Below are 15,656 nucleotides of genomic sequence, written 5' to 3' on the forward strand. Positions count from 1 at the left end.
TTTTTAGCGTGGCAGACAAATTTGTGTTTCAGTTTATAGACTGACTTTTGGAGACTTTTTTATGCGAGTAATATTATTAGGTGCGCCAGGCGCTGGTAAGGGTACTCAGGCTCAATTCATTACGGAAGAATTCGGTATTCCACAGATTTCTACAGGCGACATGCTACGTGCGGCTGTGAAAGCGGGTAGTGAGCTGGGTTTGAAAGCAAAAGCTGTAATGGATGCCGGACAATTAGTTTCTGACGATATTATTATTGGTTTAGTAAAAGAGCGTCTGACTCAAGAAGATTGTGCAAAAGGTGCTTTGTTTGATGGTTTCCCTCGTACGCTTCCACAAGCCGATGCGTTAAAAGACGCAGGCGTGGAGATCGACTATGTGGTCGAGATCGATGTTGCAGACGAAGAGATTGTTAAACGCATGAGCGGTCGCCGTGTACATGAAGCGTCAGGCCGTACTTATCATCTTGTTTATAATCCACCAAAAGTGGAAGGCAAAGATGATGTGACAGGCGAAGACCTAGTACAACGTGTGGACGATGTAGAAGAAACTGTACGTAAGCGTCTTGGTGTTTATCACGATCAGACTGCGCCGTTAATTGGCTACTACCAAGAATGGCTGAAAAACGACAGCGCCACCGCGCCTAAATTCGTTAAAGTGAACGGTGTGGGTGATTTGAACGAGATCAAACAAAGCTTATTGGCTTCATTGAAGGCTTAGTTTTTAATGACTGCGATTTTAGCTTTAGATACATCAACGCCAGCTTGTTCGGTTGCGTTGAATATTGATGGTGTGGTGCTGGAAGATTTTCGTATGGCACCGCGTCAGCATAATGATTTGATTCTGCCGATGGTGGAGCAAATACTGCAACAATCCGGATTGGTCTTGTCTGATCTGGATGCGATCGCTTTTGGTCGTGGCCCAGGCTCTTTTACTGGGCTTAGAATCAGCGCGGGTGTCGTTCAGGGGTTGGCGTATGGCGCAGACCTACCGGTTATTCCTGTGTCCACCTTGGCAGCGCAAGCGCTAGAAGGGTTTCAAAAAACGGGGAAACATCATTGGTTGTCAGCCTTAGACGCCCGAATGGGTGAAATCTATGTGGCTGGTTATCATGTGAATAAAGTCGAAGGGCATCATCTTGTTGAATGTCTTTTCGATGAGCGTGTCGCAAAACCGGATACACTGATGAAGTTTGATGAGTGTTATCAAGGCGTTGGTTCTGGCTGGCTTTATGACGAGATGCTATCCGCTTTGTTGCCTCAAAAGCCTGAGCATATCTTGCTTGATGTTGCGCCGCGGGCTGCTTGCATTGCGCAATTGGCTCAGGAATTGTTTTCTCAAGGAAAGACTGTGTCCGCGTACGATGCGATGCCGACTTACTTAAGAGATGAAATCACCTGGGAAAAACAGGCGCCTAAAGTCGGCAAAAGATAACGATAATAGGCCATAAGAGAGTCGCTTTACTGTTCAGTTAGCGTCTCTTTTTCGCCTTTTATTGCTCGCCTTTCACCGCTTCCTCTTGTATTGTTTTTCTGTTTACTTTGTTTAACTCGCCTCATTTATACCCTTACTGGAACGAACGCCCTTGTTAAGCTCTCTTGCTGTTGCCTCTGATAACCCTCTTCATGATCTCGAAGCCAAAGCCTTGGCGGATGCTTTATCCCTGCCTTACTTTCCATTGCAAGTGGCGCTTAAGTTTGTGGTGGAGTTTGATTATTTACTGCTTAAAAGCGAACAAGGCTTGGCGCTTGCTAAAACGGGTAAAGGGGCGCCAAAACCTGTGTTTGTTGATTTTACCGCTGGCGCGGTGGATCACCGTAGACGCTTTGGTGGTGGCAAAGGGCAAGACATTGCCAAGGCAGTAGGCTTAAACAAACGCGCTCATTTGTCTGTGTTGGACGCCACCGCAGGGCTGGGTCGAGATGCCTTTGTGCTGGCGAGTCTGGGTTGTCACGTGTCTTTGTGTGAGCGTGTAGGCTTTGTCAGAGCCTTGTTGGAAAATGGCTTGTCGCGTGCTTTGTTGCACCCTGAGGTCACGAGTATTGCATCACGCATGCCTTTGCTGGCTGGAGAGATTGGCGAGCTGCTTGATCAGCGCTTTGATGTGGTTTTTCTCGATCCTATGTATCCCCATACGGAAAAGTCTTCTGCAGCGGCAAAAAAAGAAATGGCGTTTTTTCGGGATTTAGTCGGTAAAGATGAAGATGCGGATCTTTTATTGCCAAAGGCGCTAGAAATAGCAAACTACCGAGTCGTCGTAAAACGCCCCAAAGGTGCGCCTTATTTAAATAACGTGGAACCAAGCTATCAGTTGGGTGGTAAAGCGGGCCGTTTTGATATTTATGTCCTTAAATCATTAGACATAAATGAGCAGTAAGCTTATTAATAGTGGGGTGGTGTTTCGCCTTCGACAATATTCTGTTGTTGGCGGTTAGCTTCTAATTGTTTTGCCAGCATGACCAGTTTTTCTTGCATCAGCAGTAAATCTCTTTGTTGCACAATTAGGGACTGATTAAGGCTGTCTATCATGTCTTCTTGGAATTGAAGTTTGTATTCGAGTTCGTCGATACGACGCTCTGTGTCTAAGGTATTCATTGGTGGCATCAGTATGTTAACCTTAATATGCTAAGCTCTTAATTTCGGAGCCTTTCTATGTGTTGCATGCATCTTCTTTGCACATTAGAATAGAAAATGGCGCGGAGTTTGCTTTTAAAGAAGTGGGTTATTTTACTATGATCTTCTTTCGCTTCACACGCTAATTTCGTAAGAGAGTAGTAAAAACTTTTAACTTTTCACGTTTGTATTAGTTTAACGAGAGAATTTTTACCTAGGTAATTCATCCTTTCGAATCATAAAATATTTTAATTTAACAAGAGACACAGTTATGAATGATCATCAGGATAATGTTACGAGTCACAAAGGATCTTCTGTTGGTTCCGCCTTATTTTCAGTGCGTGCGTTTGTTGCCAGTCTAGTTATTGCTTTAGTTGTTCCTTTGTTAATTGCCGCAGTATTAGGCGATCAAATTGGGACAAACTATTTGGTTTATTTTGCGTTTATTTTAGTGTCTGTTTATGTCGGTGCTATGGTGGGTCAAGAAAGTGGCTCAAGTGCGAACTCCCAATCTGAAGAAGATGAGGATGACGATCGTGAGCAAGGCACGGTAAAATGGTTTAACTCTTCAAAAGGTTTTGGTTTCTTAACAATGGAAAATGGTGACGACGTATTTGTTCATTACCGTGCGATTCGTGGTCGTGGTCGTCGTTTTCTTGTTGAAGGCCAGCTTGTTCGCTTCTATGTAACAGAAGGCGAAAAGGGTAAGCAGGCTGAGAACGTTTCTATTGTTCGTGGCTAGTACATTCTTATAGATAGTTAAGGAAAAGATCATGTCATCAGTAACACTTAAAGGTAATCAAATCGAAACAGTTGGTTCGCTTCCAGCTGTTGGTGCACAAGCGCCAGCGTTCGAGTTGGTAAAAACGGATTTGTCTGTCGTGTCATTAAGCGATTACCAAGGCGCTAAATTAGTTTTAAATATTTTTCCTTCTATTGATACGCCTACATGCGCAACCTCAGTTCGTAAATTTAATGAGTCTGCGGCTTCTTTAAAAGGGGTTAACGTACTGTGTGTTTCTGCGGATCTACCCTTTGCTGCTGCGCGTTTTTGTGGTGCTGAAGGTATCGATCATGTTGATACTGGTTCAAGCTTCCGTACTTCTTTTGGCGACGATTACGGCTTGACGTTCACCACAGGGCCTCTTGTTGGTTTGTTGTCTCGTGCCGTGGTTGTACTGGATGAAAACGGTAAAGTTCTGCACACAGAGCAAGTAGCTGAAATTGCGGATGAGCCAAACTACGATGCAGCCTTGGCTGTTCTAGGTTAATTTAGCTTTGTGTTAGGCCTGCGTTAAGCTGGGCTAAACGGACAAGCAAAAAAGCCAGTTAAGCGATGCTTAACTGGCTTTTTATTGTCTTGAAGAAAGGCGTTGTGTTGAAAAAAACGCTTAGTCTTTTTGAACTGGAATAGTGTTGGTGGTGCGTTCCACTGTGTTGTCTTTGTTTAAGTAGACCAGTTTTGGCTTGAACTCATCGGCTTCGTTTTCGTCAAATTGTCCATAAGTCGCAATGATAACGCGATCCCCAACTTGAACTTTTCTCGCGGCTGCGCCGTTCATTGAAATGGTTCCAGATCCCGCTTCTGCAAGGATAACGTAGGTGTGAAAACGCTCACCATTATCAACGTTATAAATGTCTATTTTTTCAAATTCGCGAAAGCCAGCTAACTCTACAAGGTCTTTATCAATGGCGCATGAACCGTCATACCAAAGCTCAGCTTGGGATACGCTTGCCATGTGAAGTTTGCCTTTTAGCAGTGTAATTTGCATGAATCTATTCTCTTAATCTTATCTAGGAGTTGTGAGTGGGACGGTGTTAGTTCCAAACAAAAGGACCTTCACCGTGGCTGTTAATCTTCCACCATTGGTCTGGGTCTTGATCACCTTCTTCTTCCCAGCCTTGGTAGTTGCAGCGTACTTCGCACTGTAAGCTGCTGTAGGCGTCTTTAGCGCAGAGAATGTCGTTTTCCCAAGGGGTGTGGCTAGAGTCAAACCAGATGGAGGTAAAACGTTTTCCTGAAGCTTGCTCTAAAATGGTAACGGGAATGGTGTTGCCATCCAACTCAAGAATCACTTTGGTGCACAGTGATGATGGGTGAGTCTGTTCGAGCAGGGTGAATTTCTGGCTAAGCCAAGTGACGATATTATCAGTTGGGCACGACAATACATATATTTCGATGTCAGGTTGCATCGTTTAGTCCTTTTTATTGATCATGTTATACAGCCTTAATACGCTCATCGACAGATAGCCGACAGCGGTCCAGAGGACGCCGGCGCCGGCGATGATGAGTCCGATTAAGGCGATAAGTTCTTGGCTGATGGAATCGTTCAGAACTTGGTTGGATACCATTATCATGAGAACGCCAAACGCAAACAAAAGGCCGCCTTGGATCATTTTTATCAGTGCCAGTCTTGGGTTGTTACCCAATCTCATGGCTAGTTTGTGTAAGCGGCCTTGGATTTTCATGCGTTTTGAGTGTTGGTGAATAAGTTGATTAATATGCCTTCATAGATGCGGCTAAGCTGGTTAAGACTTTCGGCATCCACGCATTCATTCAGTTGGTGAATGGTTGCGTTTATAGGGCCAAGCTCGACGACTTGAGTGCCCATTTTAGCAATAAATCGGCCGTCGGATGTACCGCCAGAAGTGGATAATTCAGGGGTGATGCCAACCGTATCTTGTACTGCTGTGGTGATGGCATCAACCAACTCACCTGGGCGCGTTAGGAATGGTAAGCCGTTGTAGGTCCATTCTACGTCGTAACGTAATTCGTGTTTGTCGAGTATTTCGATGACGCGGGCTTTCAGTGTGTCGAAATCAAGCTCCGAAGAGAAACGAAAGTTGAATTGGGTGTTGAGCTTGCCTGGGACAACGTTGGTCGCGCCCGTGCCAGCTTGAATGTTGGACACTTGAAAGCTGGTTGGCGGAAAAAAGTCATTGCCGTTATCCCAATGTGTGTTTGCCAATTCTGTCAATGCAGGGGCGGCCAAGTGTATTGGGTTTTCGGCTAAATGTGGGTAAGCAACATGGCCTTGTTTTCCGTGTACGGTAAGGTTGCCGCTAAAAGATCCGCGACGGCCATTTTTAATAATATCGCCCAGGGTGTTGGTGCTGGAAGGCTCGCCGACAATACACCAGTCAACGGTTTCGTTTCTTTCCATTAGGGTGTCGACGACGCGAGTGGTGCCATCAACAAAAGGGCCTTCTTCGTCGCTGGTGATCAAGAAGGAAATTTGCCCGCTGTGATCAGGGTGCGCTGTCACGAAGTTTTCTACAGCGGTGATCATAGAGGCAAGGCTGCCTTTCATGTCGGCAGCGCCACGGCCATAAAGCATACCGTCGATTATTTCTGGCGCAAAAGGAGGAACTTTCCATTCTTCTTCAGGGCCAGTTGGTACAACATCTGTGTGCCCAGCAAAGCAAAGATTAGGGCCTGAGGTGCCGCGTTTGGCGTAGAAGTTTTTTACGTCGCCAAACGGCATCGACTCAATGTGAAAACCAAGACGTTCTAGGCGTTGAATCATTACTTCTTGGCATCCGGCGTCTTCTGGAGTGACAGAAGGGCGAGAGATAAGATCCATTGCCAGTTTAAGAGTGGGGGACAAGTTAGTCATTCTTTACCTTTGTGTTGGTTTTCACGGCTTTATAAATTATCCTGTCTAGATTCAGGATGTTTGATAAAGGTATGTTATGAAGTTAAGTATCGTTGTTGTTTTGGGATTAATGCTGAGTGCCTGTAGTCTATTAGAGCCACCGGTTGCTCAGGAGAGCTATTTTGTGCCTATCATACAATCCGATGCAACAAATTCAGGCTATAAGCCCAGTGTGACACCGGTTGTTAAAAAGCAAACAAAAGAAGTGCCACGAGTATACCCTTCACCAGTTAACTGAGAAATTGGCGCTCATAGTCTTCTGCGTTAAAGCCTAGAATAATAGCATCATCCTTGATGATTAGAGGGCGTTTAATAATAGAAGGTTGTGCCATCATAACGGCAAGCGCGTTGCTGTTGTTCATGGTGTCTTTGGTGTTGTCGTCCAATTTTCGCCATGTGGTGCCGCGTTTGTTAATGAGCGTCTGCCAGTCTTGCTGTGCCAGCCATTGGGTGGCTAACTCGGCGTCTACGCCGACTTTTTTGTAGTCGAAAAATTGATACTCGACATTGTGCTCGTCTAGCCAGCGAAATGCCTTTTTCATGGTGTCGCAGTTTTTAATGCCATAAATGCTAATCATGTATTTCTCCAATAAAGCCATACTGCAAATGTCTGCAGTATGGCTTCTTTGTTTGACTAGTTGTGAGCGTGTAGTGCTTCGTTCAATGCAATGGCCGTTTTATTGGTTTTGCATTCAATGGCGCCTGTTTCAGAGTTACGGCGGAACAGAAGATCTGATTGGCCAGACAATTCACGGGCTTTTACGGTTGAAACAACTTGGTTGTTTTCATCGAGTACAGCCACTTTAGAGCCTGCAGTGATGTACAAGCCAGACTCTACTGTGCAGCGATCACCAAGGCCGATACCGATACCAGCATTGGCGCCGATTAGACATTTCTCACCAACACCAATGACGATGTTGCCACCACCAGAAAGTGTGCCCATTGTAGAACAGCCACCACCAAGATCAGAACCATTGCCAACCACAACGCCTGCTGAGATACGGCCTTCAACCATGCTTGAGCCTAATGTGCCAGCATTGAAGTTGACAAAGCCTTCGTGCATAACAGTCGTGCCTTCGCCTAGGTGTGCGCCTAGACGGATGCGAGCGCCATCGCCAACACGGATGCCTGTAGGAACAACAAAGTTCAGCATTTTAGGGAACTTGTCCACGCTGAATACTTCGATGGTGCGACCTTGCATGCGAGCGCTTAGCTGACGGTCCGCCAGTTCGCGTACATCGATAGGGCCTTCGCTTGTCCATGCCGTATTGATTAGCAGGCCGAACATGCCATCTAACACAACGGAATGAGGCTGTGCTAGGCGGTGGGAGATCAGTTGCAGCTTAAGGTAAGCTTCGGCTGGGTTAGTTGGGGCTTCATTGGTAGCAAGAACACACAGCACAACAGGTTGTGTTGACGCCTTTAGGCGAGAGGCCAATTCGGCTTGTTCTATGTTGCCAGCCTTCAGTAGGCTCATGTGAAGACGGTTAAGGTCGCCTTCTTCTAATACTAGCGTGCTGTTGCCGCCTTCGTAGTTGGTGCTTTCTAGTAGCGCATCAAGTGTGCTTTGTTCAACATTGATGCTTGGCGCAGAGTAGAAAACTTCTAGCCAGTTGCCTTCTTTGTTTTGGGTGCCGATGCCAAGGCCGAATGCGAAAATTTGATCACTCATTATGTTCTCCAGTGAGTTTTTAAGGGGGTTACTTGTTCGTTAATTTGTTGGTTGTTAATAAGTCGCGGATGCGTTTAGCGGCTTCAACACACTGTGATTCTTCTGCAACGAGTGCCATACGTACGTGTTTGCTGCCAGGGTTTTTGCCATCGACTTCGCGGCCAAGGTAGCTGCCTGGTAGGACCAGTACGGAGGCTTGCTCGTACAGAGCAATACAAAAAGCTTCATCATCCATGTCCAATTCTGGCCATAGATAGAAGCCAGCTTCAGGTTTGCTGACCTTCATTACTGGGCTTAATATATCGAGCACACTGTTGAATTTTCGAGTGTAGATCTCGCGATTTTGAGCGACATGTTGTTCATCGTTCCAAGCGGTAATAGACGCTTCTTGGTGATGAATAGGCATCGCACAGCCTTGGTAAGTTCTGTACAGCAAAAAAGGCTTAAGTAGGTTGGCGTCGCCAGCGACAAAGCCTGAGCGCAGGCCGGGTAAATTAGAGCGCTTCGATAAGGATTGAAAAATCAGGCAATGTTCGTAGGAGGTGTTGCCCAGTTGTTGGCAGGCTTCTAGTAATCCTAATGGTGCTTTATCGTCAAAATAGATTTCTGAGTAGCATTCATCTGCCACTATCGTGAAATTAAACGCTTTGGCTTTTGCGATAAGGTAGGCGTAATCCTCTAAGGTGGTGATGCTGCCGCTTGGGTTATTTGGGGAGCAAACAAAGAGCAGTTCGCAGCGTGCCCAGATCTCATCACTGACACTTTGGTAGTCGATTTTATAGGCAGTGTCAGGTCCACAAGGTAAGAAATGCAATTCTGCACCAGCCAGTATGCCGGCCCCTTCGTAGATTTGATAAAACGGATTGGGGCTTACTACGAGCGGATTGCTTTTTTCGCCGACCAATGTCTGTGTGATAGCAAACAGGGCTTCACGAGTGCCTGTAACCGGTAGAATTTGGCTTTCTGGATCAAGCGAGTCCAGATGAAAGCGCGTTTTTGTCCATTTTGAAATGGCGCTGCGTAACGCCAGCTCCCCTTTGGTGCTTGGGTATTTATTCACACCATTAAGCGAGTTGGCCAATGTGTCCAGTACGATCTGTGGTGAGTCGTGTTGCGGCTCCCCAATCGTAAGGCGGATCAGAGGTTTGTCTGGATTAGGTGTGTGTCCTTCTAATAACTCGGAGAGCTTTTGGAAAGGATACGGGTGCAAGGAATCTATAAAGGGGTTCATAGGGTGGTTAATCCATGGCTTGTGAAAAGCGGTCAATTTTTTCTTTTAAAAGATCGCAAATAGAGCGCATTCGATCTATGTCGGTAATGAGCTCACCATCTTCTTCTGTAATGTAAAAGGTGTCTTCTACGCGCTCACCTAACGTGGCGACTTTGGCTTTGTGTAGCATGATTTTATTGTTCACGAAGAACTGCCCGATCAGTGCTAAGAGTCCTGGGCGATCTGGTGCCGTTACCTCAAGAGCAGACCAAACTTCTTCAGGTTGGCTGACAAAATGCGCGGTAGCGGGTGAGTTAAATATTTTCAGAATACGTGGCGTGTAGCGTTGCACTAGGCTCTCGTATAAAGACGGGTTGTTGAGTTGCTCCGTCAAGGTCTCACGTATCACTGAAATTCTTTCTTGGTCGAGGTGCAGGCTGGTTTCGTTTTCATTGACGTCCATGACAACGAAGGTGTCGAGTGTGTAGTTGTCTGTGGTGTTGCTGATTTTGGCGTCGAGAATGGTTAAGCCTAGCTGTTCGAAGATGGCCGCTGTCACAGCAAATAAGTGACGACTGTTCGGGGTATAAATGAATACCTTGCTAGCACCAGAGAAATTGCGTCCTCCAAGTGGGCTGATCGCCACAAGAGGCTTGATGCTTGGGCGATGGCGTAGAATGGCTTCTGTGTTCCACGCAATTTCATCGCCATTGGAACGAATAAAGTACTCTTCTTCGATCTTAGACCAGACTTCTTCTGCATCGGTAAAATCGACATTGCGCTCGATGAGGACTTCAAGAGCGCGCTGTTTGTGCTCATCGCTCTGCATGTCGGCGTCGATCGGGTAGTCTAGTCCGCGGCGTAATGCGCGTTTTGTTTCTAGGTAAAGCTGTCTCATGAGCGAGGCGCGCCAGCTGTTCCACATGGTGGGGTTGGTGGCATTGATGTCGGCGACGGTCAGGATAAACAGGTAATCTAGATGCTCCTGATCTTTGACGTAGCTGGCAAATTCCCAAATCACTTCTGGGTCTGAAATGTCTTTTCGCTGTGCCGTAACAGACATGAAAAGGTGGTTTCTGACTAGCCAGACAATCAGTGCGGTGTCTCTCTTCGAAAGCCCGTGGCGTTCGCAAAATGCCTGAGCGTCGACGCAGCCAAGCTCGGAGTGATCGCCGCCACGACCTTTTGCTATGTCATGATAAAGGCCGGCGATATAGAGTAATTCCACCTTGGGTAGGTGGCGAATGGCTTGTGCTGAAATAGGGAATTTCTGTTTGAATTCTGGCAACCAGAGGCGGCGAAGGTTTTCGACTAAATGCAGTGTGTGAGCATCTACTGTGTAGATGTGAAAGAGGTCGTGTTGCATCTGGCCAATGATGGCGCCGAATTCAGGTAAATAACGCCCTAATAAACCTATGTGTTTCATCGATCGCAGTATGCTGGTGAGGCGATATCGACTGGCGATGATGTCTAAAAATAAGTCGGTGTTTTTGCTGTCGTTACGAAAGGCGTCGTCTACCAAATCTAGGCTGTCGCGCAGTTGGCGCATGGTGTTGGCGCGGATGCCTTTGATGTTTTCGTTGTTGCCGCGCAGGACGTAAAGCTCCAGCATGGCGGAGGGGTTGTCTTGAAACAAGGTAGGGGATCTTGCTTCTAGCTGGCCATTACAGGATTGGAAGCGCTCGTTCAGTATTTCGATTGAGTCGTTAGCGTCGGCCAGTAAAAACGATTCCTCAAAGTGTTGCAGAAGAAGGTCGTTCAATTGCTGAATGGCGGCCACGCTTTGGTAATAGCCTTGCATAAAGCGTTCGACGTTTCGCTTTAAATCATCGTCGTCAAAGCCAAATACCTTGGTCAAGGTGCGCTGGTGATCGAAAAGCAGTCGATCCTCTTTGCGCCCTGAAATCATGTGCAAGGCCCAGCGAATGCGCCAAAGGTTTCCCACTGCGCCTTTTAGTTGGATGTATTCGTCTTCGGATAAAAAGGATTTGTCGATTAAGGCGCTTAGTCTGTGGGTGTGCAGGTGGCGCTTTGCGACCCAGTCAATCACCTGCATGTCGCGCAATCCGCCTGGGCATTCTTTTAGATTGGGTTCTAAGTTGTAGGCGGTGTTCTGGTATTTTGCGTGACGGCGTTTTTGCTCTTCCAATTTGGCTTTGTAAAAGGTGTGGCCATCCCACATGTGAGTGGTGTCGGTATTCAGTTTTAGGTTGGCGAGCAGGTCTTCAGAGCCATACAGGGTTCTGGATTCGATTAGGTTGGTGATGACGGTAATGTCTTGTGCGGCCATCTCTATGCATTCGCTGATGGTGCGAACGCTGTGTCCCACGTCGATATTGATATCCCACAAAAGAGTGATAAAGGCTTCGATTTTATCTTTCTGTGGGGTGGCGTCGTCTTTGACCAGAATAAGTAGGTCTATGTCGGATTTTGGGTGCAACTCGCTGCGCCCAAAACCACCAACGGCCACTAAGCTTACGGACTCTTCTTGGTCTAAACCCTTGGCAATCCAAGCGGATTGTAAGGCTTCGTCATAGACTGAAGACAACCCTTTGACGAGTTTCTCTATAGGGTACAGAGAGTGAAAAAGGTTGTCATAGGCTGCCGTTTTCTCTTCCAAAATGGCTTTGTAGCGCTGTATTGAACAAGATGGCTGTGCCAACTCGTGTTTTTCATCTTGTGTTAATAACGGCGGAGCATCTGGAAAAGCAGGAAAATCCATACAAAAGCCTCGAAACGTGGGTCAAGAAAATAGCTTAACGGTATTGGGTGGTTTGCGCGCGGCGCTTCTTTAAAAGAAGCGCGTTTCTTCTGGGCGTTTTGTCAGTACTTCCACCCCGGTCGCTGTGACCAGTAGGGTGTGTTCGTACTGAGCAGAAGGGCGGCCATCTTTGGTTTTGGCGATCCAGTTATCAGGGCCTGTGTGCTTGACCTGTTTTTTGCCAGCATTGATCATTGGCTCTATGGTAAAGGTCATGCCTTCTTCTAGGATGACTCCAGTTCCTGGGGTGCCGTAATGCGCTACTTGAGGTTCGCCGTGGAAAGTGGTGCCAACGCCATGTCCGCAATACTCTTCAACAACAGAGTAATGGTGTTTGTGAGCGTAGGAAGCAATAGCGGCACCTATGTCGCCAAGGCGAGTGCCGGGTTTCACCATGTCGATAGCAAGGTAGAGGCTTTCTTGAGTGACTTTGCAAAGGCGCTCAATGTGTGGCGCTGCCTCACCAGCAAAAAACATACGACTGGTGTCGCCATAGTAGCCATCTTTAATGATGGTGATGTCGATGTTTACCGCGTCGCCTTTTTTAAGTGCTTTGTCGTTCGGAATGCCGTGACAAATAACATCGTTGACTGAGGTGCAGCAAGATTTAGGGAAACCGTGGTAATTCAATGGTGCTGGGATCGCGCCTTGAACGTCAACAATGTAGTTGTGAGCAATAATGTCGAGTTGCTCAGTAGAGACGCCAGGTACAACAAATTCTTCAAGCATTATTAGTACGTCTGCGGCCAGTTTCCCTGCCGTTCGCATACCTTCAATGTCACTGATGTCAGTGAAACGTGTGGCCGCGGTTCTCGGTGTCCATGTTGGGACGTCGCTGCGACCATTTTTTGTTAGTGCTTCTACTTTTCTTAAAATGTCGTTGCTCATAATAAATGTCTTTCAATATTTGATGTATTAAATTTGTCGCTATTCTACATGACTTGTAAAGGAGAATCGCCCCTTTAGCAGTGAAAAAAGCGTGGAGACTCTGTCGGCAAAAACGCCACCTAGGTCTTTTGGTTTATTCTAAAATATGGTATAAATCGCCGGCTTGTTGTGCCTTTGGCTCAAACGCAAGCAAAACCAATATTAAACTAACGATCTTACCACGTTAAGTGGGTGTGTCTGGGGTGCCAATGGTTGCTTTAAACCTTGTCTGGCTGACGCGCTTGGTTGGTAAGCTTAAATAACCCAAATTAAAGGATAGTAAAATGCCTACAGTTTCTATGCGCGACCTATTACAGGTTGGTTCACACTTTGGTCACCAAACTCGTTACTGGAACCCAAAAATGAAGCCTTTCATTTTTGGTGCTCGTAACAAGATCCATATCATTAACCTTGAGCACACTGTTCCTGCTCTTAACGAAGCTCTAGAGCTTGTTAAGAAAATGGCTGAGAACAAAAACAAGGTTTTGTTTGTTGGTACTAAACGTGCTGCATCTAAAACGATCAAAGAACAAGCTGCTCGTTCTGGTATGCCATACGTAAACCACCGTTGGTTAGGTGGTATGTTGACTAACTACAAAACGATCCGTACTTCTATCAAGCGTCTTCGTGAACTTGAAACTCAGCTTTCTGACGGCACGTTTGAAAAGCTAACTAAAAAAGAAGCATTGATGCGTACTCGTGAGCTTGAAAAACTTGAGCTTTCTATGGGTGGTATCAAAGACATGGGCGGTCTTCCAGACGTTCTGTTTGTTGTTGACGTTGACCACGAGCGTATCGCTATTAAAGAAGCGAACAAGCTTGGTATCCCAGTTATCGGTATTGTTGATACAAACAGCGATCCTGATGGCATCGATTACGTTATTCCTGCAAACGACGATGCGATTCGTGCGGTTCAATTGTACGTTTCTGCATTCGCTGATGCGGTTCTAGAAGGTCGTTCTGCGACTGCTGGTTCTGCAGATGAGTTTGTTGAAGTAAGCGAAGCTACAGAAGCGTAAGCAAACTATTTAGTTTGTTCTGGTTTCTAAAGGGGGGCATCTCGCCCCCTTTTTTAAATTTGAATTGTATTGAGAGGATATAGACATGGCCGCAGTATCTGCAGCATTGGTAAAAGAGCTACGCGATCGCACTGGCTTGGGTATGATGGAGTGCAAAAAAGCACTAGCAGCAGCAAACGCTGACATCGAAGTAGCAATTGAAGAGCTACGTAAATCTAGCGGCATGAAAGCGGCTAAAAAAGCAGGTCGTACTGCTGCTGAAGGCACTATCGTTATGCGTGTTGCTGACGATGCGTCTTACGGTGTATTGGTTGAGATTAACTCTGAAACTGACTTCGCTTCACGCGACGAAGGTTTTATTGCTTTCTCAAACAAAGTTGCTGATGTTGTTTTTGCAACAAAAGAAACTGACATGGCTGTATTGCTTGCTGGTGAAATTGGTCAAGCACGCGAAGCGCTAGTTCAAAAAATCGGTGAAAACATCACGCCTCGTCGTGCTGTTATCATTGAAGGTGGTCTAGTTGGTGGTTACCTTCACGGTAACGGTCAAATCGCTGTATTGACTCAGCTTGAAGGCGGCGACGCTGAATTGGCTAAAGATGTTTCTATGCACGTTGCTGCTGTTTCTCCTCGCGTAGTGCAAGGCGATGATATGCCTGCTGACGTGTTGGCGAAAGAAGAAGAAATTATTCGTGCGCAACCAGACATGGCAGGCAAGCCTGCTGAAATCGTTGATAAAATGATTGTTGGTCGTATGAAAAAATTCTTGGCTGAAAACAGCCTTGTTGAACAGCCTTTTGTTAAGAACCCAGAAGTTAAAGTGGGTCAACTTGTAAAAGACGCTGGCGCAAAAGTATCTTCATTCATTCGTCTAGAAGTAGGTGAAGGCATTGAAGTTGCTGAAGTAGATTTCGCTGCAGAAGTAGCGGCACAGCTTAAAGGTTAATCCTTGCTGTGATGTCTTCAAAAAAAGGGGCAGTTTTACTGCCCCTTTTTATGAAAGATAGATTATAGAAACGGTCGTTCCAATAGACCCATCTGTTGCCTTAGACACAACCCTAGTCGGAGATTGAGATGCCAAAAGAAAAGAGCCCAAACTACAAAAGAATTTTGCTTAAGCTAAGTGGTGAGGCCCTGATGGGTGATGAATCATTTGGTATTGACCCAAAAGTATTGAACCGAATTGCGCTTGAGATCGGTCAGCTACGTGGCATCGGTGTTGAAGTGGGTATTGTGATTGGTGGTGGTAATCTATTTCGCGGTCAAGCGCTAAGTAAAGCGGGCATGGATCGCGTTACTGGCGACCACATGGGGATGTTAGCGACGGTAATGAATGCATTGGCGATGCGCGATGCGTTAGAACGTGCCAATATACGTACCCGAGTAATGTCTGCTATTACCATGACTGGGATTGTAGAGCCTTATGACCGTCGTCGAGCAATGCGTTTGCTTAAAGAAGGCGATGTGATGATTTTCTCTGCTGGTACTGGTAACCCTTTCTTTACAACTGACTCTGCTGCTTGTTTGCGCGGTATTGAGATTGATGCAGACGTTGTATTGAAGGCGACTAAAGTGGATGGCGTGTACTCAGCCGACCCAATGAAAGATCCATCTGCCGTCAAGTATGATACATTAGGCTATGATGAAGTTTTGGAAAAACAATTAGGGGTCATGGACTTAACAGCGATTTGTTTAACCCGTGATCACGCTATGCCAATTCGTGTATTCAATATGAATAAACCAGGTGCTTTGATTAATATCATGGTAGGTGGTGACGAAGGCACACTGATTAAGTGAGGA

General features: G+C 46.2%; 19 protein-coding genes. 9 read left to right on the forward strand and 10 right to left on the reverse strand.

Annotated elements, in window-relative coordinates; genetic code table 11:
• The first annotated feature begins 61 nt into the window (after positions 1–61).
• The 3 genes from adk (at position 62) to ACIGBN_RS02285 (ending at position 2,375) form a co-directional block, all read left to right on the forward strand.
• The gene (gene adk / locus ACIGBN_RS02275; protein WP_133001663.1) at positions 62–718 is read left to right on the forward strand and encodes an adenylate kinase; all 657 of its coding nucleotides are present in this window, start codon (positions 62–64) and stop codon (positions 716–718) included.
• 6 nt (positions 719–724) lie between these two features.
• The gene (tsaB, locus tag ACIGBN_RS02280; protein ID WP_133001662.1) at positions 725–1,432 is read left to right on the forward strand and encodes a tRNA (adenosine(37)-N6)-threonylcarbamoyltransferase complex dimerization subunit type 1 TsaB; all 708 of its coding nucleotides are present in this window, start codon (positions 725–727) and stop codon (positions 1,430–1,432) included.
• Positions 1,433–1,583: 151 nt separating this feature from the next.
• The gene (locus ACIGBN_RS02285; RefSeq protein WP_396663428.1) at positions 1,584–2,375 is read left to right on the forward strand and encodes a class I SAM-dependent methyltransferase; all 792 of its coding nucleotides are present in this window, start codon (positions 1,584–1,586) and stop codon (positions 2,373–2,375) included.
• Positions 2,376–2,380: 5 nt separating this feature from the next.
• On the opposite strand, the gene ACIGBN_RS02290 is transcribed toward ACIGBN_RS02285, so the two are convergent.
• Entirely contained in the window at positions 2,381–2,602 is a 222-nt protein-coding gene (locus ACIGBN_RS02290) for a SlyX family protein (RefSeq protein ID WP_243711900.1), read from the reverse strand.
• A gap of 280 nt (positions 2,603–2,882) precedes the next feature.
• Between ACIGBN_RS02290 and ACIGBN_RS02295 the strand changes: the two genes are divergently transcribed.
• Both ACIGBN_RS02295 and tpx read left to right on the forward strand, forming a co-directional pair.
• Entirely contained in the window at positions 2,883–3,353 is a 471-nt protein-coding gene (locus tag ACIGBN_RS02295; protein WP_279433428.1) for a cold shock domain-containing protein, read from the forward strand.
• A 31-nt stretch (positions 3,354–3,384) separates the two neighbouring features.
• On the forward strand, positions 3,385–3,882 hold the full coding sequence (tpx, locus tag ACIGBN_RS02300; RefSeq protein WP_341566082.1) for a thiol peroxidase: 498 nt from the start codon (positions 3,385–3,387) through the stop codon (positions 3,880–3,882).
• 120 nt (positions 3,883–4,002) lie between these two features.
• Here the strand turns inward: tpx and panD are convergent, their stop codons facing one another.
• The 4 genes from panD to dapE all read right to left on the reverse strand — a co-directional run bounded on the left by panD (position 4,003) and on the right by dapE (position 6,228).
• Positions 4,003–4,383 carry an aspartate 1-decarboxylase gene (gene panD / locus ACIGBN_RS02305; protein ID WP_133001659.1) on the reverse strand — a complete coding sequence of 127 codons (381 nt, stop codon included), beginning with the start codon at positions 4,381–4,383 and terminating at the stop codon, positions 4,003–4,005.
• 46 nt (positions 4,384–4,429) lie between these two features.
• Positions 4,430–4,804, reverse strand: a complete 375-nt coding sequence (locus ACIGBN_RS02310; protein WP_133001658.1) for a hypothetical protein — start codon at positions 4,802–4,804, stop codon at positions 4,430–4,432.
• A gap of 3 nt (positions 4,805–4,807) precedes the next feature.
• Entirely contained in the window at positions 4,808–4,969 is a 162-nt protein-coding gene (locus tag ACIGBN_RS02315; RefSeq protein ID WP_341566081.1) for a hypothetical protein, read from the reverse strand.
• Between the two features lie 107 nt (positions 4,970–5,076).
• On the reverse strand, positions 5,077–6,228 hold the full coding sequence (dapE, locus tag ACIGBN_RS02320; protein ID WP_133001657.1) for a succinyl-diaminopimelate desuccinylase: 1,152 nt from the start codon (positions 6,226–6,228) through the stop codon (positions 5,077–5,079).
• A gap of 76 nt (positions 6,229–6,304) precedes the next feature.
• On the opposite strand from dapE, the gene ACIGBN_RS02325 reads away from it, so the two are divergent.
• A complete protein-coding gene (locus ACIGBN_RS02325; protein ID WP_133001656.1) occupies positions 6,305–6,505 on the forward strand; it encodes a hypothetical protein in 201 nt (66 codons plus the stop codon).
• Here the strand turns inward: ACIGBN_RS02325 and ACIGBN_RS02330 are convergent.
• The 5 genes from ACIGBN_RS02330 to map form a co-directional block, all read right to left on the reverse strand.
• Positions 6,498–6,845, reverse strand: a complete 348-nt coding sequence (locus tag ACIGBN_RS02330; RefSeq protein ID WP_133001655.1) for an ArsC family reductase — start codon at positions 6,843–6,845, stop codon at positions 6,498–6,500. The genes ACIGBN_RS02325 and ACIGBN_RS02330 overlap by 8 nt on opposite strands.
• Positions 6,846–6,901: 56 nt before the next feature.
• The gene (gene dapD, locus ACIGBN_RS02335; RefSeq protein ID WP_341566079.1) at positions 6,902–7,939 is read right to left on the reverse strand and encodes a 2,3,4,5-tetrahydropyridine-2,6-dicarboxylate N-succinyltransferase; all 1,038 of its coding nucleotides are present in this window, start codon (positions 7,937–7,939) and stop codon (positions 6,902–6,904) included.
• A gap of 28 nt (positions 7,940–7,967) precedes the next feature.
• On the reverse strand, positions 7,968–9,170 hold the full coding sequence (gene dapC / locus ACIGBN_RS02340; RefSeq protein ID WP_396663433.1) for a succinyldiaminopimelate transaminase: 1,203 nt from the start codon (positions 9,168–9,170) through the stop codon (positions 7,968–7,970).
• A gap of 7 nt (positions 9,171–9,177) precedes the next feature.
• A complete protein-coding gene (glnD, locus tag ACIGBN_RS02345) occupies positions 9,178–11,871 on the reverse strand; it encodes a [protein-PII] uridylyltransferase (RefSeq protein ID WP_133001652.1) in 2,694 nt (897 codons plus the stop codon).
• Positions 11,872–11,940: 69 nt separating this feature from the next.
• On the reverse strand, positions 11,941–12,798 hold the full coding sequence (map, locus tag ACIGBN_RS02350) for a type I methionyl aminopeptidase (protein ID WP_133001651.1): 858 nt from the start codon (positions 12,796–12,798) through the stop codon (positions 11,941–11,943).
• Positions 12,799–13,121: 323 nt separating this feature from the next.
• On the opposite strand from map, the gene rpsB reads away from it, so the two are divergent.
• The 3 genes from rpsB to pyrH all read left to right on the forward strand — a co-directional run bounded on the left by rpsB (position 13,122) and on the right by pyrH (position 15,653).
• Entirely contained in the window at positions 13,122–13,856 is a 735-nt protein-coding gene (rpsB, locus tag ACIGBN_RS02355; protein ID WP_133001650.1) for a 30S ribosomal protein S2, read from the forward strand.
• A gap of 85 nt (positions 13,857–13,941) precedes the next feature.
• Positions 13,942–14,802, forward strand: coding sequence for a translation elongation factor Ts (tsf, locus tag ACIGBN_RS02360; RefSeq protein WP_133001649.1), 861 nt, complete (start codon positions 13,942–13,944; stop codon positions 14,800–14,802).
• A 128-nt stretch (positions 14,803–14,930) separates the two neighbouring features.
• Positions 14,931–15,653, forward strand: coding sequence for a UMP kinase (gene pyrH, locus ACIGBN_RS02365; protein WP_133001648.1), 723 nt, complete (start codon positions 14,931–14,933; stop codon positions 15,651–15,653).
• Positions 15,654–15,656 lie beyond the last annotated feature (3 nt).

Source organism: Marinomonas sp. NPDC078689, from assembly GCF_044542435.1.
Taxonomy (GTDB): Bacteria; Pseudomonadota; Gammaproteobacteria; order Pseudomonadales; family Marinomonadaceae; genus Marinomonas; species Marinomonas arenicola.